Source organism: Sphingomonas yunnanensis (assembly GCF_019898765.1).
Lineage (GTDB): Bacteria > Pseudomonadota > Alphaproteobacteria > Sphingomonadales > Sphingomonadaceae > Sphingomonas > Sphingomonas yunnanensis.
The window spans coordinates 33360-60176 of the sequence record NZ_JAIOKB010000006.1 but is presented as its reverse complement, the minus strand read 5'-3'; the positions used below and the strand labels follow the sequence as shown (position 1 = coordinate 60176).

The following is a 26817-nucleotide window of genomic DNA, read 5'->3' as shown; positions in this document are numbered from 1 at the left end:
AAGCGGACGTCTGTTAAGGCGGCCTTGCAGGCCTCGATCTTCGCCATACTGTCACATGTGCGCAGTAGCGGGCCTTCCATGACGATCTCGCGCGACCGGGCGGCGTGGCTAGGACGCCATATCTTTCCGAACGAGGCAGCGCTGCGGCTCTGGCTCGCGCGTCGACCCGCCATCGGCATGGACGTCGAAGATGTCGTCCAGGAGAGCTACGCCATCCTCGCAGCACTAGATCGCGTGGACCATATCGTGGATCCGCGAACCTACCTCTTCCAAGTCGCCAAGTCGGTCGTACTGCGCACGCTGCGTCGGGCGCGGATCGTCGCGATCGACGCACAGATCAGTGTCGAGCTGCTGGAGTTGCCGGCCGATCTTCCCTCGCCCGAGCGCGTCGCGGCGGATCGTCAGGAACTCGCTCAGGTCGCGAAGCTGATCGCCGCGCTGCCGCCACGCTGTCGCGAGGTCTTCACGCTGCGCAAGTTCCACGGCCTTTCACAGCGAGCGACCGCCGAGCGATTAGGAATCGCTGAGAGCACTGTCGAGAAGCATATGGTCAAGGCATTGGCGCGCCTGACGGATGCGATTGGGCGTGGCGGAAGTGGGCAGCTTCGGTCATCTAGTCCGCGTGACCCAAGTGCCGCCCAATCCGATGACCAAGACCGCGACGCCGAGCTTGCTTGACGAGGCGGCGGCGCGCTGGGCGCTTCGCGTCGACGCGGGCGCGCTGTCCGCCTCTGAGGAAGCCGAGCTGAACGCTTGGACGAGCGCCGACGTGCGACATGCGGGCGCCTTCGCCCGAGCCATGGCGGCAAATGCCTACCTCGACCGCGCCGCCGCACTCGGCGCGCTCGACGCCGATGTGGTGGGGGAGCCGACCGCCCCGCCCGTGGTGTCTCGCCGTGCCTGGATCGGCGGAGCCGGGGGCGCCCTCGCAGCGGCGCTGATCGGCACGGTCGCGCTCTCGCGCCGCCATCCGGAGGCGCGCATCGACGCACCGATCGGCAGTCAGCGCCGCACCGCGCTCGAGGACGGATCGGCCGTGACGCTGAACACAGGCGCTGAGATCGCGCTCGCCTTCGCACCGGTCGAGCGCCGCGTGCGGCTTCTCGCCGGTGAGGTGAACTTCGACGTGGCGAAGGATCGTTCGCGCCCTTTCATCATTGACGCCGGCGCGACAATCGTGCGCGTAATCGGCACGAGCTTCATCGTGCGGCGGGAGCAAGAGACGGTCGCGGTGACCGTCCGCGAGGGCATCGTCGAGGTTCGATGTGCCGCCCGGCGACACCGGCTTCTAGCGGGCGATCGGCTGATCAGCAGCGATGGCGCCGATCGGCTCGCTAAGCTGTCGAGCGCAGACGTCGAGCGCGCGGGCCTGTGGCAGCGCGGCGAGATCGACCTCACCGGCATGACGCTGGACGATGCCGCGCGAGAATACGCGCGCTACTCCGACCGCCATATCCTCATCGCTGATCCCGCGGTCGGCCGCTTGAAGGTCGCCGGCGTCTACGCAACGAGTGACCCGATGGGCTTCGCCCATGCCGCCGCGCTCGCGCAGGGGCTGAGCGCGAGCGACGTGCCCGGGGGCATCCGGCTGGCACGCTGATCGCATTTTTTCGCCGCCGGCATGGCGGAGGCAACGACCTCCACGCTCTACCCTCTCGAGGCTGCCATGACTGCGGCCGTTCGGGGGAACAGAGAAGAATGCGACCTTCCTACCTGCTCGGCTGCAGCATCGCGGCCGTCGCTCTCGCGAGCGCGTCACCCGCGACGGCGCAGCAACGTGCCTTCGACATCCCTGCGCAGCCGCTCCACGCCGCGATCGCGGCGTTGAGCCGGCAGGCAGGCGTTCAGATCGTCGCGCCCGGAGAAGGCCTGGATCAGCGGCGTAGTGTGCCGCTCGCCGGCACGATGGACGCGCGCGCCGCGTTGCGCCGTCTGATCACCGGCAGCGGACTCGAGATCGCCTCTGACGAAGGTTCTCGCATCGTGCTGCGCCGGCTCGGAGCCGACGCGGGAAACGATCCGGCCATGCTCGCGGACACCGGTGATCCCGCCGACGCGGACATCGTCGTCACCGGTTATCGCGCCAGCCTGCAGACGGCGCGCGAGACCAAACGCCAGTCCTCCGCGATCCTCGACACGGTCGTCGCGGAGGATATCGGCCAGCTCCCCGACAACAGCGCTACCGAGGCGCTGGCGCGCCTGCCCGGCGTGCAGGTGTTCCGCAATCGCGGCGAGGGCCAGGCGATCACCGTGCGCGGCCTCAGCCAGGTTCTCACCACCTTGAACGGCCAGGAGTCGTATGTCGGCGCGTCGCGTCGCAGTCTGCTCAACACCTATCCGGCAGACCTGCTGCGCGCGGTCACCGTCTACAAGGCGCTAACGCCTGACCTGATCGAGGGCGGCATCGGCGGCGCGATCGACATCCAATTGCGCCAACCCTTCGACTTCAAACCGGGCTGGACGGTCGCCGGCACCGCGCGCGGCAGCTACGACGATCAGGCCCAACGCTTCTTCTACAACGGCGACCTGCTGGTCAGCAATCGCTGGCAGACCGGCATCGGCGAAGTCGGTGTCCTGCTCAACGCCTCGTACGTCCGCCGCGACTATCTCGAGTCGTATCGTGAGAACTTCGGCCCGCAGACCAGCACCGCGACCCAGTCGATCACTCCCGCGGGCCTCGGCGCGGTGCGCTACCCGACGCGCAGTCTGATCAAGCACCCCAACGGCAACTTCAAGCGCCCGGTGCTCACCGGCGAGCTGCAGTGGAAGCCGATCGATGACCTACGGCTCGATCTGCGCGTGACTCACATCCATGACAAGAACACCTACTTCGACAATGACCTCGAGCTGGTCATCCCTGCGGGAACGGCGCTGCGCGACGTGACGCTCGTGCCGGGCACCGATATCGTCAAGAGCGCGCGTTATACGCTGGCGACCCCGACCGGGCCACGTTCCTCCTACAACCTCAACGACATTCGCACGATACAGGGGGAGTTCGGCGTCCGCTACGACGCCGGACGTGCGACGCTGTCGACCAATCTGACCTACACGCGCTCCGACCAGGAGCAGATCGTTCGGGCGGTCCAGCTCGCCTTCCGCTCGCCGCAGACGATCGACGCCGTGTTCCACGGTGACTCGCGCTGGGGTAGCCTCTCCTACCAGCTGGATGGCGCGACCGATCTGGAGGACCCTGCCACCTTCAAGGCCAACCTCTACAGCGACGCGCTGGTTCGGCAGAAAAGCCGCGGACTGCAGTGGCGCGGCGACCTCGTGCTCGACACCGACGGCGGCCTGGTCAGCGCGTTGAAGAGCGGGTTCCGCTACACCGACCGCACCACCGACTATCAGTCGGGCTCGCGCTCGGTCAGCCTTTCCGCGCTGAACCTGCCGCTCTCCGCTCTGCCGGGCGGGGCGTCGGCCGAGACGATTGACCGCGGCTTCCGCGGCGACGACGTGACCGTTCCCTCGCGCTGGGTCCAATATCCGGCGGCACTGCTCGGCACAGACGCGGGCTATGCCGCGCTCAACGCCTACGTCGCGACCCTGCCGGGCCAGGCCACCGCCTTTGCCACCGAGCGTCCGGCGTTCAGCCCCACCGCCTCCTTCGCCGGCAGCGAGCGCACCTACGCGGTCTATGGTCAGGCGCAGTACGGTTTCACGCTGGCGGGGATCGCCTTCGACGGCGTGGCGGGCGCGCGCGCGGTCAACACCGTGCTGTCGATCCGCGGCACACAGCTGCGCACCACCGGCACCGGAGCCGGTCGGGTGACCACCGCGGTCCCGTTCGACCAGCGCCAGAACTACCTCGATGTCGACCCGAGCGTCAGCCTCGTGGCGCACTTCTCCCCCGCCATCCAGCTCCGCGGCGCCTGGACGAAGACCTTCAGCCGTCCGGATTTCACCCAGCTGAACCCGAGCGTCTCGGTGGTGGAGAGTGCCGGCGGCGCCAGCGCGACCGCAGTCGCCAGCGGCAACCCGGCGCTGCGACCGATCCGCTCCGAGAACCTCGACGTCTCGCTCGAGGGTTATTTCGGGCGCGCCGGCGCGGCCAGCGTGGCGCTGTTCCACCGCGATGTCGACGGCTTCATCATCAACACCATTGACCGCGTGACGCTGCCCGGCAGCACGACACCGACCAATGTCACTCGGCCGTTCAACGGCGGCGCGGGCACCATCAAAGGCTTCGAGCTCTCGGTCAGCTCGTTCCTCGACATCGCGCCCGGTCTGCTCCGCAACTTCGGCGCCTCGGCGAACTTCACGTACATCGACACCGAGCAGGTGCTGCCGCAGACCGGCGCGAATGTCGCGAGCAAGGGGCTCATTCCCGGCATCTCGAAGCGCAGCTTCAACTCGTCACTGTTCTACGACGACGGCCGCTTCCGTGCGCGCGTGGCGTATAGCGTGCGCAGCCGCTTCATCCTCTCCTACGTGCTCGCCGACCCGACCGCCAACCTCAACTGGTTCCCGATCAGCCGGCTCGACGCCTCCACGGCGTACAAGCTCACCGACGCGATCACACTGACGCTCGACGCACAGAACCTGCTCGGTCGACCGCAGCGCGCCTTCTGGGGGCCCGGCTCGCTCGCGTTCACCGGCTATACCGACCGCGTCTATTACGAGGGGCGGGTTTACTCGCTCGCGGCGCGCTTCCGGTTCTCATGAGAGGGAGAGCGATGATCTACCGTCGACATGTCGCGCTCGCCATGGCGCTCATCCTGTTGTGCGCCGACGCCCGGGGAGCGCCGAGCCCGTCGCGAGCCCGCTGGGCCGGCGCATGGGGCTATGCCCCCTCGCCGGCGACCGCGGCGACGCCGCCGACGCGTCCTGCCGGGCGCTTTCGCTATAAGCTGCGGCTCACGCGCGGCGGCAGCGCGCTCTCGCTGCGGCTCGGCAACCCGGAGCGCTCGCTGCCGCTGAGCGTCATCGCGATGACCGTCGCCGTCGAAGGCCGCGCCGCCGCACCGACGCGACTACGCTTTGGCGGCAGCCCCGCGGTTCGGCTGGGCGCCGGCACCGCGCGCGACAGCGACCAGGTTCCGCTAGCAGTGCGCGCGGGCGACACCGTGTTGGTGACGCTCAGCACCGATGCGCCGAGCACGCAGGTGAGCGGCAACGCCGGCTTCGTCGGCAGCTTCGCCGGCGCGGACGGCGTCGAAAGCGAGTCGCGCGATCGCCCCTTCGTCACGCTCGCGTCGGTGCGCGCCACGGCGCGATGCACGATCGTTGCGCTGGGCGACTCGATCACAGAGGGCGCGCGGAACCAGGACACGGTCCGGCGCGGCTGGCCCGACCGCCTGGCCGAGCGACTGGCTCACGCGCGGCGTCACAGCTGCGGTGTGGTCAACGCGGGGATCAGCGGCAACCGGTTGTTGCGCGAGGGCCGCGGGATGGCGGCGGTCGACCGCTTCGAGCGCGACGTCGCCGCCGTGCCCGGCGTGACGCATCTGATCGTGCTCGAAGGCATCAACGACATCGTGCGCGGTGGCCAGCCGGGCGAGACGCCGGTGACGTCCGCTGACCTGATCGGCGGGTACCGAAGGATCATCGCCGCGGCGCACGCGCGCGGGATCAAGGTGATCGGCGGTACGCTGACACCGGCCTGGGGCTATCGCCTGATGACTCCAGCGCTGGAAAGCGTACGCGTAGACACCAATCGGTGGATCCGCGCCAGCGGCGCCTTCGACGCGGTGATCGACTTCGAGGCGGCGATCTCGACAGGCGAGGCCGTACCCGTCCTGCGCAGCGACGCCGACTCCGGCGACAAGCTCCACCCCGGTGACGACGGCTATGCCGCGATGGCGGCGGCGATACCCCTTGGATTGTTCGACTGACGCGACCGCCGCCCGGTCACAACCGGGCGGCGGCCCCCTCGCCTCACCCTGTCGGGACGTTGCAGGGGTCCTTCGTGGTCAGCGCCTTGTACAGGACACACGAGAGCCGCAGACCAGCCTGTTGAAGTCGCGTCGCGACGATCGGGTATTTGCGTGTCGTATAGTCATAATCGAGCGTGGTACGATGCTCGATGTCGCACGACGGATTACCCTGGCCTCCACAGATCGGCAGGGTGACGTAGCCCTGATCCTGGTAGATCGAGACGCGCGCCCACTCGCGGCTCTCCACCGCCCAGTCGCGTGGGGCGCCGTCGACCCTCACCCCCGTGCCGATCTGCGCACTGACATCGTCGGCGAACAGCGCGAAATTATGCACCCAACCTTTCGCGATCGCGCGGTCATTGATGATGTTCCGGTCCCAGACCGAATGGATCTGCCAATAATGGTGCGGATTGACCTTGTCGTATTCTGCTGGGTTCAAAATCCACGCGTCCGGGATGGTAAAATCCCCAGGCTGGTTTGGGAGATACACGTAGTTGTAGCCGATCGGATCAGAACCGTGCAGCGGCTGGTGCAGGTCGCCGACGAGATGGACCACATATTTGAGCGCCGCACGCCGCTCGTCAGCCGAAAGGCTGTTCAGTCGCGCGATCTTCGCGGCGTAGAAGGTGACCGCATCGTCAGCGCAGCGCTTCGTCGAAGGATCCGTACAAGGGTGCGCAGGGACCGTCGCTGACGTCAGCGGGAGCCGCACCGAGTGATCGACATTGTCGTCTGTGTCGGCGATCCCATCCGCGTCATTGTCGCCGCGTAGCCAGTCCGCCCAGGTGGCGACGTCAGCGAGGTGCCATTTGCCCGGCTGCACCTGCGTCTGATACTGCGTGACCCACGGGTCGCTGCTGATCAGATCCTGCAGCACGAGCCAGTATTTCACGCCGAGCGTGGGGCCATAATCGGCGATCAGACGGGCGCGCAGGTCCTTCTCGGCGATCCAGGCGATCACCTCATGGCCGTAGGCATTCCATGCGAATGCGGGTTGAGGCGCGAGTGCGCCTATCAGCGGTAGCGCAGCCAGCGCCATGCGGATCGATCGGGTCCAGCTCAACGTCGTTCTCCTCAGCCGACGGACGCTTGATCCGCCGGATGGTAGAGTTCCGGCGAGCGCCGACCCGCCATCACAATGAGCAGGGCTCGCCCGTGTGGGTCGCCTCAGCCTGAGGCTGTACGTACGCGGCGGTGGACCCAGAAAGCGACATCCACAGAGTAATGCTGGCTTCCCGACTTCGGCCATCCATTCATGTCGACCTGCAAGGCGGTGATCCCGCCCAAATATACCACCGGCTAATACCGCAAGGAGGGCCTCCGAGAAGTAAAGGGTCTTTATGATCTGATCAGGACGAAAACGCGGCGGCTATGTCTCGCGGACGTAATCCACGAAGGCGCGCAGCTTGGGCGCCATGTGCCGCTGTGCCGGCAAGTAGACGTATGAAAGCGTGCGCATCTGCCGAAATCGCGGCATCGCCCGCTCTCGTCGCCTGAACGGCAGGTGCGAGTTCTCCACCCGGTTGTTGGCCCAGCGTCCCACCTCCTGCTTCTCGCGGCTGCCTAGCTCCGTCAGTGCAGCACCGTAGGAGCGCAGACCGTCGGTGGTGATCGCCTCAGGCGAGCCGTGGCGCTTGAGCGCTCTCTTCATGAAGGCGAGCGCAGCCTTCTTGTCGCGGGCCTTGGTGACGTAGCTCTCGAGCACCTCACCCTCGTGATCGACGGCGCGCCACAGGTAGACCATCTCGCCGTTCAGCTTCACGTACATCTCGTCGAGGTGCCAGCGCCAGTGGCGAAAGCCCCGCATCCGGCTCACCCGCTGGCGCCGCACCTCGCCCGCGAACAGCGGACCCAACCTGTTCCACCACAGCCTCACCGCATCGTGGCAGATGTCGATCCCGCGCTCGAACAGCAGGTCCTCCACGTTCCGCAGCGACGGAGGGAAGCGCACGTACATCAGCACCACCAGCCGGATCACCTCGGGCGACGAGTTGAAGTAGCGGAACGGACTGGTTGGCTTGCGCGGAAGGGGCATGCGCCTCCCCTACCCCGGCGAGGGCCGCAGGTGCATCAGCTTTGACAGAGCCGCCTGCGTCCAAAGCGTATCTCGCTCGTCCGGCGAGTAGATGGTGTGTCGTCCGCGTCCGTCTAACCGACCGGATCTTGACACATTTGAATCAAAGATATGGCAGAGCGAGTAGGTTCGGGTGAGGTGATGCGTTTCGTTCAGGCGAGTGGGGCAAAGCTGCTATGACCGATGCGAATAATCCCGATTACTATCGCGTGAGGGAAGCGTCATCCCGGCGTCTCGCTGATCAAGCGCTCGATCCGGCCATACGGGCGATACATCTCGAGATGGCACAGAGATACGCCGCGATCGTGACCCTCGGCGACGAGACCGCTTCGCGAACGCTGCAGCGCCCTTGATCCAGATGCGCTGTCGCCGACACCAGATAGCACGGCAGCGACGAGGAGTTTGTAGAACGAGAGTTTGCGCTAAATACCGAGCTGCACACTCGTTTTAATGTGTATGAGCGATCCGCGAAGGAGCTGTCTTGTTCAAGGAGCTCGCGCGCAGGATCGAGCTCGGCTCGCCGCAATGATGAGGGCGCGTCCCGGCTTCTGCTTACCTTTTTGGAGGAGCCCGACCTTATGACGGACGATCATCGTAGCGAAGACAAGCGGGCGAGGACCGATCGACCCGCCAAACGTGCGGACAGCACCAGCGGCAACGAGAATTACGGCAGCACGAAGGATCAGAAGATCGATCCATCGTCACCTGACACTGAGGGATCGTTATGAGCAGCGCCTTCATGAGGTTGGTCGGCCGTCTGAACGAGGCGATCGGAACGATGAAGTCGCGGGCGGGCCACCACTCGGTGCGAAGGGATGGCGAGACTCAGAGAGAGATCGGGAGGAAGCAGCAGGCGGACAGCGCCGGTACGGACGAGATCAACGATCGCTGAGCCATGCCGGCTTCGCGCGCGCTGTTGCGGCAGCGGACGTGAAGGGCATCGGCGGAGGCGAACAGGTCGATCATGCGCGTGAAGCCGCACCGACATCATGCCGCAGGGCTGAACCGCGAGCCGGATCGGTGGCGAGCGCGTTGGAAGACGCAGTCAAGGACAATGACGGGGGCTAAATCTGGATAGTTAAGGCAAACGGGCGCGCCGATGAAGGTAGTTCTCATCGAACCCCGCCACGGAAGCCAAGGCTGACGGGTTCAGGATCGAGATCGAGCCGCGCCGCATGCTGATGATGTCGCGCGTTCGCAGGTCTCTCAGCATGCGGTTGATGTGAACCGGTGTCATGCCGAGTGCGTCGGCCAGGATGATCTGAGAGAACGGCACCTCGAACGCCGACTCGGTGACGTCGCTCCAGCGCGCACGGACGAACAGCTCGCAGATGAGGTGCGCGACGCGCTCCAGGCTGGAACGCCTGCCCATGCTGACGATCCATGCCCGCAGCGTTCCCTCGTCGGCCAGTTGCGCGACATACATGGCGCGGGCGATGCCGCGGTGCTGGTCGAGCATCTCGTCCATCTCGGAGCGCGAGATGGTGGCGACGCGCGCAGCGGTGATCGTCTGGATACTGTGGTCCATCTCGGCGAGCAGGCCGATGTGGAGGTCGCAGGCGTCACCCGGCATGAGGAAGGCCATGATCTGGCGCGATCCGTTCGGCAGGATCTTGTAGCGCATCGCCCAGCCATCGAGCATGACGAAGACCGGACCGGGCCGATCGCCTTCGCGAATCAGGTCCGTTTTCGCTGCAACTTTGCGCCCTGCCGCCGTCGCCCGCGTGAGCGCGGCGACCTCATCGACTGAGAGATCGACGTAGTGGCTGAGCTTGTCGATGAAGCGGTTCTGCATGCGCGCGAGCCTACGGCCGCATCCGACAATAGATATAGCGCACCTTTGTTATACGCGATCAAGATCGCTCTGGCGGTCTCGCACCGGCGCTCCTATGATCAATCCATCGTCGACACGTAGCGCAGGCGCCGACGGCTGGGAGGACACTGCCTCTCGCCTGGCGCAATCGAAAGCGATGATCACCATGCCGGACAATTTGAGCCCGATCGCCCAGGCGGAGGATAAGACTCGATATGACGCGGCGGGAGAGGCCGCCTTGTTACTGGTCGAGAGCCTTATTCATGAGCTGATCGACCGGTCTGTCCTGTCGGTCGATGACGCCGTCAAGACGGTCAACGCTGCGGCCGAGATCCGGCTTGAGCTAGCGGATGATCGTGGTGAGAGCCGGCAGACAACCGAACAGTCTGTCTCACTATTGATGTCCATCTATCAGAGCTTGCTTACATATCCGGCCAAGGCAATCTAAGTGCGCATACTGATAGAGCAAGTTTCTATATTCCTAGTAGACCCGTCATAAGGGCGATAGAATATCGCGCGATGGCGCATACGCTCGCGAGCGATCATCTAAGTGGCGTGAGCACTCGACTGACAATGACACCGATCGAACGGCAGCGGCTTTGATCAAGCGGCACGGCGAGCGCGTGCGCCAGCCCATCGTGGATCAGATGATCGTCGCGATCCGGGCACATGACCTGGCGCTGGCAAAGCGCTGTGATGAGGTAGGCCAGGCCGTCGATCGCACGCTAGCAGCTTAGTCCCGCTTGATCCGAGCACATGTCGCGTCAGGCGAGATCCACCTGTACGAAGGCTGGCTCGTACCATCTCGCAGGTGCCGCACGAGTATATGCTATTCTCCAGCTGCTTCTAAGCTGGGCTCGCGTGGTGCGCCGCGTGCGGCAACCGTCGCGACGGTGACGCTCAACAACGGGCGGCGGCAGTCATCTTCTACGGTGACGCGCCAGTGCCCTTCCTCCGCGTAGGTAGGTCGATGTGCAAGTCGCTCGGCGAGGAGCTGGACGGCTCTCGTCCGTGCCTCCGCCAAGTCGGTGCATGTGATGCCCACGGTATCTCGGGGCCGCCCGGCGAACTGGAAGAAAAATCGGGTCATTCAAACAACCGGTTGGGGGAGTGGCGCGTGCGTGACGAAAACATAGATCAAGTATTAAGCCCAGTTTCTCTGAACCAAAAGGCCACCTTGTGCCTCCTCCTTGACAGAGCGGTTGCCATGGTCCCGCGCAAGGTTGATCTAAATTGATAACTTTGTACTATATACAAGAGCGTTTTAGTGGGCTCTTGATCTCCTTGACGAGGAGGATGAAGGCATGTGCCACGTTCTTGTGATCGAAGACGAGCCGTTCATCGCCATGCAGATCGAGAGCATACTGCGGGAAGGGGGCGCCGACACGGTCGACATCGTCGCTACCGAGCAGGATGCGATCACATCGGCCGTCACCCACCGCCCGGATTTCGTCGCCTCGGACGTACGGCTGCTCGAGGGCAGCGGTCCGGCTGCCGTGGAAGTGATCCGCCGAATGTACCCCGTTCCGGTCACTTTTATAACAGCATGGCCTGACGCATGCAGCCATTGCCGCGGCTACGCTGACATCCTGGTCAAGCCGATCAGCGCGGCCAGTCTACTCGCTTCTTTCAAGCGGGCCGCGCCTGCGTGCGCTTAGAAGGCTCGACGAAAGCTGGGGTCACGCGGGCATGAAGTCCGCCGATGCGCTCGCTGAACTCGAGCGACACCAATCCCTCATTCGCGCCGAGATCGCGCTGGCCACCGAGGTTGCCGAGCGCGAGCCGGTAAGCTGGCACGACACGCTCGCTCAGTCGCGATGGCGAATGTTCCGCCTGCTGCGTGCGTACCAGCTTTTCAAGCACAACGAGGTCTACGATCCCATGCTTCGGTCATCGCACCCTGGCCGGGCAGAGCAGGCGCGAGCATTGAAGGCTTCATGTATCGCGACGGGGGAACGGTACGAGCTCTATACGTCGCGCTGGCCGGCTGATGCCATGGCCCGCGACGTCGACGGCTATCGACATGCGTTGCGAGAGCAAGTGGCCGGCCTGCAGCAGCAGATGGTGGAAGAGAGGCGGATCGTCGCATTGCTGCTCGCGGAGGTGTCTCGTACGCGCATGAGCTGAAGTATCGCAGCACCTTGCAACCGGTCGTCTCTGGATCGTCGCGAGCCGTGCTTGAATATTATGTCGGCCCGGCCTGTCCGTCCGCCGTCGGTGCAACCCGGCAAACCATCCGAGCACCACTCCAGATCTGGATGTGCTCCGCATGATCGACACGTATCGCCTCTGCGATTGCCTGCTCGTCATCGCCTCCGTGGAATGTCAATGCGTCGACGATCTTGTTCAGGCTGTGCAGGCGATACAGTCGATACTCAGCCACAGGATTCCTCAACGCCTTCGAGCGGGAGTACCTTACCGTCTCGCAGTCGCGGGAGCCCGGGTGTAAACAGCGATGAGCGAGTATCGCGATCCCAGCTCGGCTCGGAAGATCAAATGTCGATAATCGCCGGGAAATTCGATTTCACCTCGATCAGCAACATTGGTAGAAATTTTAAGAGAAGGCGACCGACCTCGCCGGCGGAAGCTTGCTACTTACCCTTGCTTCGTCGAGGCGATCGACCTCGTGAGCGCAAACAGCTGAAGCACTAGCGTGCCGATCGCGATCCCTTGGAATGTTCCGTGGAGCGCGGCACCGGTGGCGCTCACCAGGCTCACACGAGCCTCCACCTGTTCGGCCGACGCGGTCATGCGCGCCTTTACGTCTTTGGCGGCGTCGGCTGAGCGCTGCGCAAGTGCACGAACCTCCGAGGCCACGACGGCGAAGCCCTTGCCGGCGTCACCCGCGCGGGCCGCCTCGACGCCGGCGTTCAGCGCGAGCAGGTTGGTCTGGAATGCGATGCCGTCGATGACGCTGATGAGCTCCGAGATCTCGCCCGACGTACGCTCGATGCCCTCCATGGCTACAACGGCTCGCTGCACCACCTCATCGGACTGTTGCGCCCCCGCGCGTGCCTGTGACACCAGCGTGTTGGCGCGCGCTGCCCCGTCGGCGGTCTGACGAACGGTGGAGGTGATCTCCTCCATCGCCGCTGCCGTCTCCTCGAGCGCGGCAGCCTGCTGCTCGGTACGGCGTGACAGGTCATCGGACGCCTGACGGATATCGCCAGCGCCATTGTTGATCCCAATCGCTACAGTCGTGACGGTCGCCAGCGTGCTCGCGAGTGCCTCGATGGCGGCATTGAAGTCGCGGCGCAGGCTCTCGTACTCGCTTGCGAACTCGGTCTCGAGTCGCAGCGATAGATCGCCCGCGGCGAGCCGGGTCAGCGCGGCGCCAAGACGCAGTCGCGTCTCGACAATTGCCAATTGCCCGTCGTCGGTCAGGTCGGCGGGCAGCACGTCAACGGCGACGCCATGCGCCGACGACAGCTTCGTCGCCAGCGCGTTCAGCCGCGCCTCGTCGCGGGCCACCAGTACGAGATCGTGGCCGCGCTTGGCGAAACGATCGGCATAGGTGGCGCCGATCCCGGTCGAGGCGCCGGTGATGAGAATGGTCGGCTTGGTCATCCTGTTGTTGCCGTTTGCGGCTGGAACAGCATATACGTGACAGTGGTCACGATAAACGCGTATGTGATGACCATCATAAATGTGTCAGCCCGTCGATCGGAGATTTCGCATGAGGGTCAGTCGCGAGCAGATGGCGACGAACAGGTTGCGCATCCTCACCGAGGCAAGCCGCTTGTTCAGGGAGCGAGGCTTCGATGCGGTGACCGTGTCGGAGGTGATGAAGGCCGCCGGGCAGACCCACGGCGGCTTCTACAGCCACTTCGCGTCCAAGGACGATTTGGTCGCGCGGACGGTCGCGTTCGCGCTCGCTGGCGAGGGTGAGACCATGCCTGATCTGCAAGGCTGGATCGACGTCTATCTGTCGCCGCTGCATCGTGATCACGCCGGCGAAGGATGCCCGACGGCGAGCCTGGCCGGGCTGATGCGCCAGCAGACGCCGGAAGCGCGCGCGGCGATGGCCAAGGGCTTGGACGCGCAGATCGACCGGTTCGCGCGCTCCTTGCCCGCGGGCGACCCGGCGGAACGTCGGCGCGATGCAATCGGGCGTTGGTCGGCGATGGTGGGCGCTCTCGTCATGGCGCGCGCGGTCGGCGATCCGGCGCTGGCCGACGAGCTGCTGACCAGCACGCGGGCGTGGATCGGGGCCGCAGGTGATGCTGCCGAGAGCGACATATCAGGAGAAACCACCCGATGAACGTGACGCTGGGCCGTGCCGATCTGGACGGCCACGACCAGCTTGCGGCACTTCTGGCACCGTAACGATCCGGCCTGTCGCTACCGGCGCATATCAATCTCGGTAAGAAGCAGGAGAGCGAACGATGAGCGAAATGATGCCCGAGGCAGACGGTCTGGCGCAGGTCAGGGCGCTGCTCGCCGCCGGCCGCCAACCAACGATGGGCGAGACGCTGGGCGTATTCCTCGTCGAGGTTGATCGCGGGCGCTCGGTGTTCGAGGGGCGGCCCGATGCGAGCGTCCTCAACCCGATGGGAGGCGTGCACGGCGGCTACGCCGCTGCAATGCTCGATAGCGCCTGTGGCATCGCCGCGCATTCGAGCCTGAAGGCCGGGCAAGCCTATACGACGCTGGAACTCAAGATATCCTACATCCGGGGGCTGACCAGCGAGAGCGGACTGTGTCGCGCGGAGGGACGCGTCGTCTCGGTCGGTCGGCGCGTCGCCTTCGCCGAGGCCACTCTTCACGACGAGCGCGGACGCTTGTGCGCGACGGCTACATCCACGCTGCTGGTGTTCGAGGCCCAGCCGTCACCCTGACGTATCGGCCAGCCGGTCCGCGATGAGGGCGGTGACCACGGTCTGGATGACATGTACCGTCCAGCGTTCGGCTGCCTTACGTGGTCCCGCCTCTATCTCGCCTTCGGTGATCCCGAGGGCGGGGGCAATCGCGCCGATATTGATCGCATAAAGAGCAGTGCCATAGCCGGCCGCCAGCAGCGGTGCCGGCAGAGTCGGAGCCGATTTCCGGACGGTCGGCCACGCAGCCGCGAAGGTGGCCGAGGCCGCCAGATGGTTGGCGAACTCGACAACACTTGTTCCGGCATCGCCAATCACGGCGCGACTTCCCGCTACACCGTCGATCCAGTCGACCGCGTCGCGGTCGAGCGTCTTACCGAATACGCCGGTCTTGCGGGCCACCGTCATCAGCGCGGTGGTGGCAACACCGGCAACGAGGCCGCCGATGATGGCGGCGGGGAGCGGACGCATCACTCAGCTCCTGTCCGCGAGGTGGCCGTCTCGGGCGCGAGGCGATTGATGACCGAGTAGTTGATTGCCGTCCACCATTCGGACCCCTCCCCAGTCAGGGCCGTCTCCGACGCCTCGATGGCGGCATGATCGTCATGGACAAGATAATCCTCGACATCGTTCATGCAGGCGAAGGACAGCACCGATACCGCGTCGATCTTCACGCCTTCGGGGTCCTCCTGCGTCGAGCCGATATTGTGAAGCTGCGCGTAGCGGCGGACGAGGTCGCGCGTTGCGCCCTGCGACAGCACCAGGTCCGCATGCTCGCCGAGGAGACGGTGCTGGAAATCGTCGCGCGTGATGTCGGGGTGGCGCACGTGGATCTTGACGAGACTCACGGGATCGCGGTGACGCTCGCTCGGAATCAGGATGTGCTCGCGCGCGAACTCGCGGGTCACCATGCGAAAGGCTGTCTGCTCATCCGCAATGATGCGTTCTGCGAACTTCTCCTGGTCGAGGACACGCTCGATGTCGTCCTCCTCGGCATAGGCGATGTAGGCGAAGCCGTCCCATTTGGGTCGACCGTAATCGGGCACCCGCTTTTCCGGATCGGATGGCAGCCGCCCGCTCTCATCCACCATCGCACGGTATGGCGGGCGAAAGAATGACGACGGTCCGGACGCCACGCGGTGCACCTGATCGTAGCGCAGCACCCGCGCGGAGGAACTGCCCGGCTCATCCCAGGCGAATTTGGGACCGTGGACCTTGCGCCAATATTCGTCCCAATGCTCGAAGGCGATGTTGCGATCGTCCTCGATCGCCAGCGCGCCGGGCCGCCAGTTGGGATGCCTGACCTCGTGCCCGTGCCGATCGCGAGCCGCCCCCTCGTCCTGAGGACGTTCGTTGCGCGGCGTCGCATCGACGCGGCTGACAAAGGTGGGCGTGACGATCAGCGGCCGCCCGGTAGGACGCCGGGTTTCCCCCAGCGGTGGGCGGTGCTGGTTGTCCGTACGGTCGAAGTCGGTCGGCATGGTGGCTCCGCGATCAGCTGGACGGCGCGCCGTCAGAACACGGGAGAATGCATCGCAGGTGGGTTGGTATCCCCCGAGGCCGAGCCGCCGCCTCTCGCTGATGTTCCCGACTATCCAGGCAAGCGACGCCGATCGGCGCCGGTTCCATGACAAGCAAGATATGTCAGATCGGACGAAGCCACCCTCGACCCACCGCAAGGCAATGTGTTTGTTAAAGCCCGACTTTCGGTGTATCTTCCTGCTTCATGCCAACAACGTTGCAACCCGCGTCAGCATGGTGGATCTCGCCGGTGACGCCGGCTGGCAGCTCAGATAGAAAGTAGAGGCCCGCTCCGCGAACATCATCAATGGTGAAATTGCGTCAAAGTGGCTTTTTTTCTCAGTCCACTTAAGTATTTCCTAGAGGTCTTCGATGCGGCTAGCCGCCAGTGCCCTGATTGGACCGGCCGAGATTGTGTTAATTCGTATGTTCTGTGTACCGAGGTTGTTTGCGAGGTACATGGCCGAAGCCTCGAGCGCTGCTTTGGCCACGCCCATGACGTTATAGTGGGAATGACCTTCTCGGCGCCATGAAAGGACAGCGTCAAGATCGATCCGCGTTCTGGCATGATCCCCGCGCCGCGCTTTGTGACGGCGACCAGGCTGTAGGCTGACATGTTCATCGTCGTCAGAAAATTGTCGAGACAAGTACCCATGTACTGCTGAGAATGGAATGCCTTAGACCACATCAGAGAAGCAGCTTTTCACGGCAGTGGTTAGGCACCTAATTCCGCACATGCCGCCACCGTCGGTAGCCCATAACCGCGAGGCCAATCATCACCGTATAGAGGCCTGCGGTCAGGAACAGTCCCTTGAAGGCGAACATTCCGACATACACGACGTCCACTGCGATCCAGAGCAGCCAGCTCTCGCTGTGGCGGCGGGCCGTCCAATATTGCGCGACGAGGCTGAAGCTGCTGAGCGTCGCGTCCGTCCAGGGCAGCGCCGCATCGGTATGGCGGCTGCTGAACCACCCGATTGCGAGCCCGCCAAGCAGGCCGGCGGCCAAGCCGGCCATCGCCGGCAGCCGCCGCAGCGGCATGACGACGACCGCGCCGGTGCCGTGCCGGCCGCGATGCCAGACGATCCAGCCATAGAGGATGCCGATCCCGAACACCGCCTGCAGCACCATGTCCGCATAAAGCCGCACGTCAAGGAACAGCTTGTAATACAAGGCGCACGCGAGCAGGTTGAGCGGCCAGCACAGCATGTTGCGCCGGGCAGTCAGCCAGATCGCAAGAAAGCTGGTCGCCACCGCCGCGATCTCGAGGGGCGACATCAGATAACGCGCTCGCCGCGAAGCCGCGCTAGGAAGGCCTTCCCGGCGGCGGAGCGGAACCAGTCCGCATGGCCGAGGAGATATCCCTCCCAGGCAAGCGCTGCCGCGTCGCGATCGCCGACGATCCCGGCGAAATAGGCGATCTCGGATAAGGCGAATTCGATATGCACTAGCGGCAGCAGCCGAACGATGGTGTCGATCGTGTCGCGATCCAGCGGACGGATCGTCGCATAGCCGGCGAGCAGCGAAAGCGCGGCGATGGGGTCGGCGAGGTTATCATCCCGGCGCTCCCCAAGCTCCAGCCACGCGAAAGCGGTCCGCTCGATCGCGATCGCCAGGTCGTGTACGGCGCAGGTCCGATCGGCCAGTCCGAAGTCGAACACAGTCTCGACTTTACCGTCCTCCGACCAGAGAAGATTAGAGGGGTGCCAGTCGTTGTGCGTCCACAACGGTGCTTGATCCGCCATCCGCTGCGCAAGCCCATCGCCCGACGCCGCGAAGAGCGACGACAGCTGACGCCGCCACGGCCGCCCCTGCAGAAACGCAGCCAGCGCCGGCCGCGCGGCGATATAGGCCGCGGCACGCGCCAGCGGCGCCTTGGCGGACAGGATGCTGACGCTGGCGACCAGCGGCTGCGCGACCCGCGCCGGCGCATCGAAACCGTGCGACGCGTGATGCAGTCGCGCCAGTGCGACGCCGGCCTCATGAGCATGGGCGGGAGATCGGAAGGGCGTCCATGACGGCCGGTCGCGATACGCATCGTCCCCCACCCCCCGACGATGCAGTTCATAGGTCCATTCGCCGGTCGCGACCGCGCCGGCCCCGTCAGCGGTGCGCAGCACGTCGGGGACAGGCATCCCCGCCCGCGCGAGATGCGCGATGAAACCATGCTCCTCCGCCAACCCGGCGAGCGTACGCACCCGGCGATCGTGGCGCTTGAGCAGCAGCGCGCCCGATGTCGTATCGATCAGCGTCGCCGCCGAGAAGGGACGCGGAGAATGCCAGCACAGTCGCGTGATCGGTGCGGCGGCCGGAAAGCGGCCCAGCACGCCCGCCGCCTCGTCGTCCGTGATCGCGGGCCAGGTCGGCGCCTCCATCGCGAGGCCCATGCCGTGCACGCGATGGCCGGTCCCCTGGTCTTCGGCGACGCTCACGCTCAGAAGCCACGCGACAGGGTCGCGACGACGGCCGCGCCGCCGCCGATGTAATAAGCGGGCGCATTGCCGCCGATGGCCGTGCCGCGCCGTCCGATCACGTCGCCGGCGTTGGTGCTGACCGCCTGGACGCCCGCCAGGGCATGCGGATCGGTCACGTTGACCGCGTTGACGCGCAGATCGGTCGGCTTGCCGCCGAACCAGTCCGCCATATGCACGCCGATGGTGACGTCCAGCGTCGCATAACCCTTGATGCTCTCGTCGTTCATGAACGTCGCATATTGGCGCCCGACATATTTGCCGGCCATGCTGCCGAACAGGCGGCCGTCGTCATACGTGCCGCCGCCACCAATCTGCAGCACCGGGCTCGACACCGCGCGCTTGCCGCGCGTCGGCAGATCGTCGGCGCCAACGGGCAGATCGTCGTCGATCCGCGCGCGCAGAACCTCGCCCGAGAGGTAGACGCTGATGCCCCGGGCGGGCCGGTAGTCGATCTCGGCGTCGACGCCGTAGGAGGTCTGCCCGCCGGCGTTCAGCGTCGAATTAACCTGCGCGCCGCCCGCGTCGACCACTGTCGCCAGCTGACGGTTGCGGAACTTGTAGTGGAAGCCGGTGATCGATCCCGACAGATTGGGGCCGATGTAGCGATAGCCCATTTCCTGCGACACCGAATATTCGTTCTTCAGCGCATCGGTGCCGCGGGTCGACACGACCCCACCGTCATAGCTGTCGTACAGCGTAAATTCGTTCGGAGTCCGGAAATTGGTCGTGATGTTGGCGAACAGCTGCTGACGGTCGTCCAAGGCGTAATGCACCGCTGCGCGCGGCAAAGGGATGAAGCTGTCGCGGCGCACGCGGGTCTGCGGCCCGGGCAGGTAATTGCGCCCGTTGCGCAACAAGCCGACGCCCTTGATGCCGGCATCGATCGTCAGGCGCGAACCGACAGCGATGCTGTCGGCGAGGAAGAAGGCCTTCGTCACGGTCACGGTGCGCTGGTTCTCATAGGCGAGCAGGCGGCCGTCGGCGGTGCGGATCGCCTTGCTGCGATATCCCCATCGGTCCGCCGGTCGTCCCTCGCCATCGACCGCGGTGTAGGTCTGCGTGACGCGGTCCGTGCCGTAATCGAACCACAGGCCGGCGGTGATCCGGTGGACACCCGCCCGCAGCGTCAGCTTGCTCACGCTGCCCGTGCGCCTCTGCTTCCCGGTGTAATTGCCCAGCACCGTCGCGACGCCATCGACCGCGCCGGGCACGACGATCGGTTGCGTCAGTTCCTCGCTGCCGAGGAAGTTGCCGGTGGTGGCGAGCTGGGTGCCGTAGGGCGAGTTGCCATAGCCGAACTGGAGATAAGTGGTGGTATCGAGCGTCAGCCGATCGGTCAGCGTGACATGCACCGGCGCCGAGGCGTAGAGATTGCGGAACGGCGCCCGGTAGAGCTGCCAGTAGTTGGTGTCCCCGGCGGTGAACCGCGCGTCGTAGTTGAAATCACGGCCCTGCGCCCGCCACTCGGTGAGCGTCGGGCTGGGATAGCTCGCCGAATTCGCGTCGTTGTACGACAGGGCCAGGCTGGCGCGATTGCCGTCGCCCCATTCGCGGAGCAATTTGGCATCGACATGCTGGCGCGTGTCATAGCCGGCGCCGCGCCAATTGTCGGCGCGGGTGTTGGAATAGGACACGAACGCCTTGAGCCCCGTCGTGCCGATCATCCCCGTATCGACGCGCGCGAACACGCGGCGCAACGCATAGGACCCCAGCGAGAGATCGACGAGCGCCTGCCGCGTCGTCTTGGGGTCGTCGAGCGTCAGCGACAGCAACCCGCCCGCCCCGCCCACCGTCGGCGAGTCGATGTCGATCGCCCCTTGCGCCAGCGCGATCTGCCGCACATTCCGGGGATCGGCGAACTGCGACGGATAGGCATAATAATAGCCGATGTCGTTCTGCGGCGCGCCTTCCAGCAGCACGCCGATCTGATCCTGCCCCAACCCGCGGAGCGTCAGGCTCGAACTCGTCGACAGGCCATAAGGGTCGCTGGAAGCGACGTTCGCACCGGGCAGGAGATTGACGAGCTGAAACGCGTTGAGCGTTGGGGCCTGCTTGACAATGAACTCAGAGGAGATCGCACTGACTGCCCTCGGCTCGGTCTGGTCAGGCAGCAAACCTTCGGGATCGCGGTGACCGACGACGCGGATATCGTTTGGGAGCCCAGTGGCCTGTTGCGCCGAGGCGGCAACGGACAATGCCATAAAGCCCGCAGCCAGCGCTGCGGTGCTGCACCGGATCATCATTGGAGCACGCGAACTCACAGCCGGCATCGTGTCGGGTCCACTCCACACGGAGGGACGACGGAGCCGCGACCCTCCCTACGCCGGTATCAGCCGGATCAGGTTCAGCGGGTCACGGGCTGCTGCCCACCTCTCAGCCGCGCGTCAGCGGCCCCCCGGGGATGACGACGTCTAGGCGGTTATATTGTTTGTGCAAACGGTTATCGTAGCTATTGGGAACGACCTAGAAGCGGTCGTTCCGGGCGCCTCGCCGCCCCCCAGATACGGTCGCACGTTAATCTCGGTGTTCAAGGTTCCTGGGCCTTTCGCGCAGTTGGCTGAATGGCCCGCAAGTGGGCCCGAACGGACGTGGCAGCGGGAATGCGTGGGGGTACAGCAGGCATGATCGGCAGCATTTGCGAAGGGGATGCGGCCACCGAGGCGGAGGATAGCTCCGCCGTGCTGTTCGCTTGTGAGGCACGGCCGATGGCCGCTCGGCTGTGTGGCTGCTTGCCCAGTCTGTCTGTTGTATCTGCTAGCGTTATCGCTCATATAGGGGACATCGCTGGCTACCTTTCGTAAGCGCCAGCGGCTGAGAGACCCCGCGCTCCCGCTTACGCGCGGAGTGAAATGGATGAACCTCGCAGAACTTCACCAGCGGCAACAGGTATCCGTGGGCAGAGCAGCCGCAGCCGCTTCGCCCGAAGCTCAATCGTCTCACCGGCGCTTAGCCACCGGATACGCCGATCGCATCAAGAATTTTGACGAACAAATGGAGGAGCGGTCCCCTCTTCGTCATTCTTCTGTCGTGAGCGCATCTGCCAGCGTCGATGCCATCCTCGCTGACCCGGCTTCGGAGCAAGAGCTTTGATCTGGCTCCTAGTCGTGCTGAGCATCATCTGGCTCGTCCCCACCGCCCTGATCATTATGCTCTATCTTAGCTCGTTGACGTCGACGCGAGCACGTGGGTGGCTTCTACGACACCTCGTGTCGTGACGGAGACGTTCGCCGGCAATCCTTCCCGACGCTGGACGCAAAGCGACATCACGGCCCTGCGAAGTGGCGTCTCGGTGGGACACACAGGCAGTAAGCTGGCTCAGATGCTTGGTCGTGAGATCGTCGATCTTCGGCGTATGCCGCTGAGGCTTAATCTGACGCTAAGTTCCTTCGAGGCGACTTAGAAGCCGATCCTCGCGCCTGAGATTGGCGATCGGGGAGCGAGGTTTAAAGGCATGACAGAGGTGGGTTGAGGTTTGGACCGGGTTTCCAGGCCACAATGCCGGTGACGACCTGCTCATTTTGAAGGCAGCAACGTTCTCGGCATCATCAGCGAACGACGTCCTGCCGGATCACAAAGCACGCGAAGGCAAACTGAGCGAGCTTAGCGCCAACATCAAAGAGTCAAATTCTATCTTCGGAGGACCACATGGCGAAGAGTCAGCGCAAAGGTAGCAAAGAAGCACGCAAACCTAAGAAACCGGGTCCGGAGAAGCAGAACGCGTCCGCTCCCTCGCTCAAGGGCGCTCCACCCGCTTCCACCACCAAGAAGACCTGAGACTGCGACTAGACCATTGGAGAACAACATATGTATCCCTCAGCCGCACTATGCCGGGCTCAAGAGTCTCTCCAGAGGAGGCGAGCGACGGGAGCGCCGCCCGCGAATGCTCGTCAGCTAGCCCAAATCGCCGCAAACGCGTGGGGCGCAGAAGGACAGCTGGCCGAAAAGCGAGAGCAACGGCCGGCACGGATTGATGGTGGTGCTGCCGGTAAGGAAGCCGAGAAGGGCGGCCAACGCGAGCAACTTGATCGAGCGCTTAGCGAGAACCCCGATCGCGGTCTGGCCCACGCTTGATCACGACGTTCCAGCCTCAAGGTGAGCTTTCATGGACACCTCCTCTCTGGAGGGGGCGCCTGGCCGCGTCGACCGAAACGACCGGCGCGGCTTCCAACGCCTGCGCCCGGGTAACCCACGAAGACCGAGGGCGGTCGATACGGTGACAGGGGTTCGCACCACCAAAGCCACGGTGACTTTTAGGTCGGCCTTTCGACTGACCGGGTTCGACGGACCCGAGCCCGCCGGTACGTACGACTTGGAAGTCGATGAGGAGATTATCGAGGGGAATGACCGGACGGTATACCGGCGCATCGCTACCCTCCTCATCCTACGCAGCGGCGGTACCACGCGCACAATGACCGTAAACCAGGCGGATCTCGAGGCCGCGCTCGCCAGAGATCGCGAGTGAAGGACGGGAGGCAGTGCTTTGGGATTATCGTGGACGCATTTACCAGTCATCGAAGGCCACCTGCCCGCCGTCCAACTTCGGATCTTCGTTCATCCCGGGATTTGAACCTGCTGGCCGTGCCGCGTAGCTGTTCCGTTGGCCAAATCTTGCAGGTTAACTGAACGTCCGTTCTCGACGCCGATGCGGCTTTACGGGCGTTCGTTCAGCAGCCTGCTTGTTTTCGTTGGTGTGTTGAGCAGCAATCAGGCTGCCACATGTTCATGCGCCGGCCGTCACGACGACGCTCGCCTCCATGGCGGCGAAATCGGCGGCATCGCCTAGAAAGCCGCCGACGACGGGTAGCACCGCTTCGCTGGTCACGCCGACCGCCGTGGCGACCAGCCCGGCGCTGCCAATTCGGCGCTGGGTAGGGTCGAAGGCAATCCAGCCGGCGCCCGGCAGAAAGACTTCGCACCAGGCATGGGTGGCGCCGACATCCCCCGCCACGCTCCCGGGATCAAACAGGTAGCCGGAGGCCGCCCGTGCCGCGAAGCCCAGCCGGCGCACCGCCCACAGGAACAGCGCCGCCAAGTCGCGGCACGAACCACTGCGCAGCGCGAGGGTACGCGACGGCGGCTGGGTGCCTTCCTCGTCGCGGGTGCGATACGCGATGGCGATGCCGACAGCCTCGTTGAGTGCGTTCAGCAGCATCAGCGTGTTGTCCGGAGCGGTCGCGCGAAAGCCGGCAAGCCACGCTGCCGCCGCAGCGTCGTCCTCAACCGCAGAGTCGAGCAGCCCGGCGCCGAACAGCGCGAGATCGCCGGGTGCGTAAGCAAACGGATGACGAAACGCCGCTGGGTCGAGCCGGAAGATCGGATAGGGGTCGGCGGTGTGGAACACCTCGTGCTCGGCGAGGATCGTCAACGCGAGTGCAGCGTCGGGGATCAGCGCCAGCGCGACGGTGTTGCCGGCAGCGTCCTCGCTCCAGACCAGCTCGGCGGCAGGGTCGACCGTCACGGCCGACGAGATCGTGGTGACGTCGCGGCCCGACCTCGGAGTGACCAGCAGGCGATGATCGAGGAAGCTGACCGGCCGGGCATAGCGGTAGATTGTGATGTGCCGGATGCGCAGCCTCACCGCCTGATCAAGCCGGCGGCGAGCAGGGCGTCGTTGATCGTCGCCGTCGGGTCAAAGCGCGTGGGCGACAGGGGCGCTATGGCGGGCGCCTCGACGGGCCGTGGCGGCGCAATCGCCGGAACGATGCCCCACGCGGCCGCGATGCGGTAGGTGGAGGAGATGCCGGCGTCGAGCATGTGCGGCCCGGGCGTGCCGCAGGCCTCGTCGCCGCGGGTCGCCAGAGGGGTGCCATGTCCCATGCCCGCGACCGCGTACTCCTCGATGACGCCGCGGCCGGCGGCGTCGCGCCAGATCCGGTGAACGTACCCGACGACCCGCTCCGTCGTGTCCGGTTCGCCGACCCCGTGGAGCCCGCGCCACTGGTCGACAATCATCGCGGCGTTGACAGCGTCCACCGTCGCGTCGCTGCTGCCGTGCCAGACCGACACGGCCGGCCACGGCCCGCGATGCGGCGATGCCGTCCGTACTCGGTCGACGAGGCCTGCGCGATCATGGCCGCGGCCCCGCATCCGCTCCAGCGCCTCGGGCACTCCGCGCGCGGTGCCAAACGGCAGCCCGGCAATAATCGCCCCACCGGCGAAGAGCTCGGGATGGCAGGCCAGCATCGCCGCGGTCATCGCACCGCCCGCCGACAGGCCGGTGACGAACACCCGCGCGGGGTCGAGCCGGTGGCGTTCGACCGTGGCGACGACCATCTCGCGGATCGACTCGACCTCGCCGCTACCGCGCCGCGCATCCTCTGCCGAAAACCAGTTGAAGCAGAGATTAGGGTTGTTCGCCCGCTGCTGCTCTGGGAATAACACAGCAAAGCCGAACCGATCGGCGAGTTCCGACCAGCCCGAGCCATGGTCGTAACCCGCGGCAGTCTGTGTGCACCCGTGAAGCACGACAACCAGCGGGGAGTGCGCGGGAAGGCTGCCTGGCACGTACAAGAGGGCGCGCAAGGCGCCCGGATTGCTTCCGCTACCTTCCAACGGCGCGAGATTGTTGTCCGATCCGCCCGTGCGAAGGATTGGCAGCGAACGATCCTTGAGGCGCGCGATCGTGTCGGAAATCGAGTGCATAAGATGCTCCTTGCCGGCAGTGAGGAGCAACGGACCTAAGATGCGACCGCCGCCCGCGCGATCATTGTGCGTTGCAGCATAATTGGGGCGTCCGCGGCGCTCCTGCAAGGTGACGACCGTGCGAAGGGCCTGCCCGGCCAATCAGATTCGGCGTCTGAGCGTTACGCGCCCTCTCCTCGTTCATCGAAGACCCAGAGGCGGTCACTCAGAGGCCTCTGCCCGCCTCCCTATTACGGCCGCCCGTTCATAGTGGTGAGCGAGTCATCTGTGTGCCCCACCGCAGTCGGGTTCACTTGGCTTCAGCGGCCCGCCCGGTCCCGCAAGCTCGGAGCCGCTGGCGATGGGATTAGGCCGCAGGGCAGAGGGGCGACAGCCTAGCCCCCGCCTACTCCCATTCCCGGTCGCCAGGCTTCCGAGACCCTGAGGGGCGTCGCGAGCGTCGACGCAAGCCGAACCAGCTGGGACCTTCGCTTCAGCCCTGTCTTCTCGTAGATTCGCAGCATGTGCGTCTTGATGGTGCTCGCACCGACGCCAAGTCCCGCAGCCGCCTCCGCGACAGTCTCTCCCAGAGCAAGACGTCGGAAGATGCGAGCTTCGGCGGCAGTTAGATCGTACAGGGCTGCTGCAAGTTCGATCGGCGGCACGAACGGGGTACGCACGTCCGCGACGAAGACGGCGGCGGCTGCTTCGGCATGATCGCGATCGGACCGTAGAAGCAATGGGAGCACCTGGATTGCACCGGCCGCACCATCGCGACCCCATATTGGGATGTCGACGGCGGACCGCTCACGACGCGCCTCGTTCGAGCCAACACTCGCCAGCGCCGCTTCCAGCGTCCGATTGGCGTCCGATCCAACCGCCTCAAGCCGGGATCCCCGCCGCCGGATCAGGTCGCCTGCCTCGCACAGGCGGGCTGCCGCCGAGTTGGCGTGGATCAGCTCGCACGTCTTGCTCACAAGCATGGCCGGCAGGGTGAGGAGGTCGATCACCAGCGCGAGGCTTCGACGGGCAGACTCAGCCTGATCGATAAGGCGGTTGATGGTGGCGGCGCGCTGAACGTGCGGCAGCAGCAGCGTCATTATGGCCATCTCGCGATCGCCGATCGGCGGTGCGCTCTCGTGCCGGCCGAATGCGAGAGAGCCGTAGCCGTGAGCGTCACGTGCGAGAGGCAACGCCAGCACGTCGACCAAGCCCTGGGGGCGCGCAAACGCGTGATAGTAATGGTTCGTCGTGGTCGCGGGATCGAAGGCGGGATTTACACGCGAGAGCACGTGCGGCCGATCCAGGGCGAGCGACATGATGCGCTCCTCGCCTCCCCACTGCTCGACGACGTCGGCGCCCGCCGCGTCGATCATGGGCAGATACTCGGTCGCCACGTTCGCCGTGACGTTGAGGATGACCTCAAATGACGGCAGCCGCTGCAGGTTGAGGGTCGAGACCTCGAAGTCCATCGATCGACGCATCGCGTCCATCGCCAAAGGCCAGCACGCAGGATCGAGCGCGCAGTCGTAGATCAGACCTATAAGGTGCGAAAGTTCCGATGCCGCGATCAGTTCGTCCATCGCCAGGCTCCGACGTCGACGTCCCGAGGACACTACGTCAG

The 26817-nt window shown here is 65.1% G+C and carries 23 protein-coding genes, 2 pseudogenes and 1 riboswitch; of the genes and pseudogenes, 10 read left to right on the top strand and 15 right to left on the bottom strand.

Features of this window, described 5'->3' with window-relative positions; translation table 11 throughout:
• Window positions 1–78: 78 nt before the first annotated feature.
• From K7957_RS15720 to K7957_RS15705, 4 genes are all read left to right on the top strand, one after another.
• Window positions 79–678 carry an RNA polymerase sigma factor gene (locus K7957_RS15720; protein ID WP_223013085.1) on the top strand — a complete coding sequence of 200 codons (600 nt, stop codon included), beginning with the start codon at window positions 79–81 and terminating at the stop codon, window positions 676–678.
• Window positions 647–1600: a FecR family protein gene (locus K7957_RS15715; protein ID WP_223013083.1), complete on the top strand. Its 954-nt coding sequence runs from the start codon at window positions 647–649 to the stop codon at window positions 1598–1600. Before K7957_RS15720 ends, K7957_RS15715 begins: the two co-directional genes overlap by 32 nt.
• A 98-nt stretch (window positions 1601–1698) precedes the next feature.
• Entirely contained in the window at window positions 1699–4662 is a 2964-nt protein-coding gene (locus K7957_RS15710) for a TonB-dependent receptor (protein WP_223013081.1), read from the top strand.
• A gap of 11 nt (window positions 4663–4673) precedes the next feature.
• The gene (locus tag K7957_RS15705; protein WP_223013079.1) at window positions 4674–5831 is read left to right on the top strand and encodes an SGNH/GDSL hydrolase family protein; all 1158 of its coding nucleotides are present in this window, start codon (window positions 4674–4676) and stop codon (window positions 5829–5831) included.
• A gap of 43 nt (window positions 5832–5874) precedes the next feature.
• Here the strand turns inward: K7957_RS15705 and K7957_RS15700 are convergent, their stop codons facing one another.
• From K7957_RS15700 to K7957_RS15685, 4 genes are all read right to left on the bottom strand, one after another.
• The gene (locus K7957_RS15700; RefSeq protein ID WP_223013077.1) at window positions 5875–6936 is read right to left on the bottom strand and encodes a S1/P1 nuclease; all 1062 of its coding nucleotides are present in this window, start codon (window positions 6934–6936) and stop codon (window positions 5875–5877) included.
• 306 nt (window positions 6937–7242) lie between these two features.
• Window positions 7243–7908 carry an IS6 family transposase gene (locus K7957_RS15695; RefSeq protein ID WP_246617171.1) on the bottom strand — a complete coding sequence of 222 codons (666 nt, stop codon included), beginning with the start codon at window positions 7906–7908 and terminating at the stop codon, window positions 7243–7245.
• A gap of 864 nt (window positions 7909–8772) precedes the next feature.
• Window positions 8773–8913 carry a hypothetical protein gene (locus K7957_RS15690; protein ID WP_223013075.1) on the bottom strand — a complete coding sequence of 47 codons (141 nt, stop codon included), beginning with the start codon at window positions 8911–8913 and terminating at the stop codon, window positions 8773–8775.
• Between the two features lie 112 nt (window positions 8914–9025).
• On the bottom strand, window positions 9026–9742 hold the full coding sequence (locus K7957_RS15685; protein ID WP_246617170.1) for a Crp/Fnr family transcriptional regulator: 717 nt from the start codon (window positions 9740–9742) through the stop codon (window positions 9026–9028).
• Window positions 9743–9836: 94 nt separating this feature from the next.
• On the opposite strand from K7957_RS15685, the gene K7957_RS15680 reads away from it, so the two are divergent.
• Entirely contained in the window at window positions 9837–10208 is a 372-nt protein-coding gene (locus K7957_RS15680) for a hypothetical protein (protein ID WP_223013073.1), read from the top strand.
• A 381-nt stretch (window positions 10209–10589) separates the two neighbouring features.
• Here the strand turns inward: K7957_RS15680 and K7957_RS20810 are convergent, their stop codons facing one another.
• On the bottom strand, window positions 10590–10850 hold the full coding sequence (locus K7957_RS20810) for a DUF6894 family protein (protein ID WP_425517211.1): 261 nt from the start codon (window positions 10848–10850) through the stop codon (window positions 10590–10592).
• Between the two features lie 214 nt (window positions 10851–11064).
• Between K7957_RS20810 and K7957_RS15675 the strand changes: the two genes are divergently transcribed.
• Both K7957_RS15675 and K7957_RS15670 read left to right on the top strand, forming a co-directional pair.
• Window positions 11065–11418, top strand: a complete 354-nt coding sequence (locus tag K7957_RS15675; protein WP_223013071.1) for a response regulator — start codon at window positions 11065–11067, stop codon at window positions 11416–11418.
• Between the two features lie 31 nt (window positions 11419–11449).
• Entirely contained in the window at window positions 11450–11887 is a 438-nt protein-coding gene (locus tag K7957_RS15670; RefSeq protein WP_223013069.1) for a hypothetical protein, read from the top strand.
• A gap of 558 nt (window positions 11888–12445) precedes the next feature.
• Here K7957_RS15670 and K7957_RS15665 read toward each other — a convergent pair.
• Window positions 12446–13327: pseudogene (locus tag K7957_RS15665) on the bottom strand (SDR family NAD(P)-dependent oxidoreductase); the annotation flags it as partial.
• Window positions 13328–13436: 109 nt separating this feature from the next.
• On the opposite strand from K7957_RS15665, the gene K7957_RS15660 reads away from it, so the two are divergent.
• The gene (locus tag K7957_RS15660; RefSeq protein ID WP_223013067.1) at window positions 13437–14021 is read left to right on the top strand and encodes a TetR/AcrR family transcriptional regulator; all 585 of its coding nucleotides are present in this window, start codon (window positions 13437–13439) and stop codon (window positions 14019–14021) included.
• A gap of 124 nt (window positions 14022–14145) precedes the next feature.
• Window positions 14146–14598 (top strand): PaaI family thioesterase, encoded by a 453-nt coding sequence (locus K7957_RS15655; RefSeq protein WP_223013064.1) that lies wholly within the window; start codon window positions 14146–14148, stop codon window positions 14596–14598.
• Here K7957_RS15655 and K7957_RS15650 read toward each other — a convergent pair.
• The 6 genes and pseudogenes from K7957_RS15650 to K7957_RS15625 all read right to left on the bottom strand — a co-directional run bounded on the left by K7957_RS15650 (window position 14590) and on the right by K7957_RS15625 (window position 20773).
• Window positions 14590–15048, bottom strand: coding sequence for a hypothetical protein (locus K7957_RS15650; protein ID WP_223013062.1), 459 nt, complete (start codon window positions 15046–15048; stop codon window positions 14590–14592). The genes K7957_RS15655 and K7957_RS15650 overlap by 9 nt on opposite strands.
• Complete coding sequence (locus K7957_RS15645; RefSeq protein WP_223013060.1) at window positions 15048–16058, bottom strand: hypothetical protein; 1011 nt, start codon at window positions 16056–16058, stop codon at window positions 15048–15050. Before K7957_RS15645 ends, K7957_RS15650 begins: the two co-directional genes overlap by 1 nt.
• Before the next feature lie 211 nt (window positions 16059–16269).
• Window positions 16270–16759: pseudogene (locus tag K7957_RS15640) on the bottom strand (SDR family oxidoreductase); the annotation flags it as partial.
• Between the two features lie 62 nt (window positions 16760–16821).
• Window positions 16822–17376: a nicotinamide riboside transporter PnuC gene (gene pnuC, locus K7957_RS15635; protein ID WP_223013058.1), complete on the bottom strand. Its 555-nt coding sequence runs from the start codon at window positions 17374–17376 to the stop codon at window positions 16822–16824.
• Complete coding sequence (locus tag K7957_RS15630) at window positions 17376–18485, bottom strand: phosphotransferase enzyme family protein (protein WP_223013380.1); 1110 nt, start codon at window positions 18483–18485, stop codon at window positions 17376–17378. Before K7957_RS15630 ends, pnuC begins: the two co-directional genes overlap by 1 nt.
• Window positions 18486–18532: 47 nt before the next feature.
• On the bottom strand, window positions 18533–20773 hold the full coding sequence (locus tag K7957_RS15625; RefSeq protein ID WP_246617169.1) for a TonB-dependent receptor: 2241 nt from the start codon (window positions 20771–20773) through the stop codon (window positions 18533–18535).
• Between the two features lie 97 nt (window positions 20774–20870).
• Window positions 20871–20980, bottom strand: a riboswitch (TPP riboswitch).
• Window positions 20981–22674: 1694 nt separating this feature from the next.
• Here K7957_RS15625 and K7957_RS15620 point away from each other — a divergent pair.
• A complete protein-coding gene (locus K7957_RS15620) occupies window positions 22675–23034 on the top strand; it encodes a hypothetical protein (RefSeq protein ID WP_223013054.1) in 360 nt (119 codons plus the stop codon).
• Window positions 23035–23292: 258 nt separating this feature from the next.
• On the opposite strand, the gene K7957_RS15615 is transcribed toward K7957_RS15620, so the two are convergent.
• The 3 genes from K7957_RS15615 to K7957_RS15605 form a co-directional block, all read right to left on the bottom strand.
• Window positions 23293–24150 carry a transglutaminase family protein gene (locus K7957_RS15615; RefSeq protein WP_223013052.1) on the bottom strand — a complete coding sequence of 286 codons (858 nt, stop codon included), beginning with the start codon at window positions 24148–24150 and terminating at the stop codon, window positions 23293–23295.
• Window positions 24147–25214, bottom strand: coding sequence for an extracellular catalytic domain type 1 short-chain-length polyhydroxyalkanoate depolymerase (locus K7957_RS15610; RefSeq protein ID WP_223013050.1), 1068 nt, complete (start codon window positions 25212–25214; stop codon window positions 24147–24149). The genes K7957_RS15615 and K7957_RS15610 overlap by 4 nt, the downstream gene beginning before the upstream one ends.
• A 374-nt stretch (window positions 25215–25588) precedes the next feature.
• Complete coding sequence (locus K7957_RS15605; protein WP_223013048.1) at window positions 25589–26776, bottom strand: helix-turn-helix transcriptional regulator; 1188 nt, start codon at window positions 26774–26776, stop codon at window positions 25589–25591.
• Window positions 26777–26817: the final 41 nt, after the last annotated feature.

Excerpts from the sequence above, each read along its gene's own strand:
- K7957_RS15720 (WP_223013085.1), top strand. The coding sequence starts at position 79 with ATGACGATCTCGCGCGACCGGGCGGCGTGGCTAGGACGCCATATCTTT.
- K7957_RS15715 (WP_223013083.1), top strand. The coding sequence starts at position 647 with ATGACCAAGACCGCGACGCCGAGCTTGCTTGACGAGGCGGCGGCGCGC.
- K7957_RS15710 (WP_223013081.1), top strand. The coding sequence starts at position 1,699 with ATGCGACCTTCCTACCTGCTCGGCTGCAGCATCGCGGCCGTCGCTCTC.
- K7957_RS15705 (WP_223013079.1), top strand. The coding sequence starts at position 4,674 with ATGATCTACCGTCGACATGTCGCGCTCGCCATGGCGCTCATCCTGTTG.
- K7957_RS15695 (WP_246617171.1), bottom strand. The coding sequence starts at position 7,908 with ATGCCCCTTCCGCGCAAGCCAACCAGTCCGTTCCGCTACTTCAACTCG.
- K7957_RS15690 (WP_223013075.1), bottom strand. The coding sequence starts at position 8,913 with ATGATCGACCTGTTCGCCTCCGCCGATGCCCTTCACGTCCGCTGCCGC.
- K7957_RS15685 (WP_246617170.1), bottom strand. The coding sequence starts at position 9,742 with ATGCAGAACCGCTTCATCGACAAGCTCAGCCACTACGTCGATCTCTCA.
- K7957_RS15680 (WP_223013073.1), top strand. The coding sequence starts at position 9,837 with ATGATCAATCCATCGTCGACACGTAGCGCAGGCGCCGACGGCTGGGAG.
- K7957_RS20810 (WP_425517211.1), bottom strand. The coding sequence starts at position 10,850 with ATGACCCGATTTTTCTTCCAGTTCGCCGGGCGGCCCCGAGATACCGTG.
- K7957_RS15675 (WP_223013071.1), top strand. The coding sequence starts at position 11,065 with ATGTGCCACGTTCTTGTGATCGAAGACGAGCCGTTCATCGCCATGCAG.
- K7957_RS15670 (WP_223013069.1), top strand. The coding sequence starts at position 11,450 with ATGAAGTCCGCCGATGCGCTCGCTGAACTCGAGCGACACCAATCCCTC.
- K7957_RS15660 (WP_223013067.1), top strand. The coding sequence starts at position 13,437 with ATGAGGGTCAGTCGCGAGCAGATGGCGACGAACAGGTTGCGCATCCTC.
- K7957_RS15655 (WP_223013064.1), top strand. The coding sequence starts at position 14,146 with ATGAGCGAAATGATGCCCGAGGCAGACGGTCTGGCGCAGGTCAGGGCG.
- K7957_RS15650 (WP_223013062.1), bottom strand. The coding sequence starts at position 15,048 with ATGCGTCCGCTCCCCGCCGCCATCATCGGCGGCCTCGTTGCCGGTGTT.
- K7957_RS15645 (WP_223013060.1), bottom strand. The coding sequence starts at position 16,058 with ATGCCGACCGACTTCGACCGTACGGACAACCAGCACCGCCCACCGCTG.
- pnuC (WP_223013058.1), bottom strand. The coding sequence starts at position 17,376 with ATGTCGCCCCTCGAGATCGCGGCGGTGGCGACCAGCTTTCTTGCGATC.
- K7957_RS15630 (WP_223013380.1), bottom strand. The coding sequence starts at position 18,485 with ATGGGCCTCGCGATGGAGGCGCCGACCTGGCCCGCGATCACGGACGAC.
- K7957_RS15625 (WP_246617169.1), bottom strand. The coding sequence starts at position 20,773 with ATGGCATTGTCCGTTGCCGCCTCGGCGCAACAGGCCACTGGGCTCCCA.
- K7957_RS15620 (WP_223013054.1), top strand. The coding sequence starts at position 22,675 with ATGGACACCTCCTCTCTGGAGGGGGCGCCTGGCCGCGTCGACCGAAAC.
- K7957_RS15610 (WP_223013050.1), bottom strand. The coding sequence starts at position 25,214 with ATGCACTCGATTTCCGACACGATCGCGCGCCTCAAGGATCGTTCGCTG.
- K7957_RS15605 (WP_223013048.1), bottom strand. The coding sequence starts at position 26,776 with ATGGACGAACTGATCGCGGCATCGGAACTTTCGCACCTTATAGGTCTG.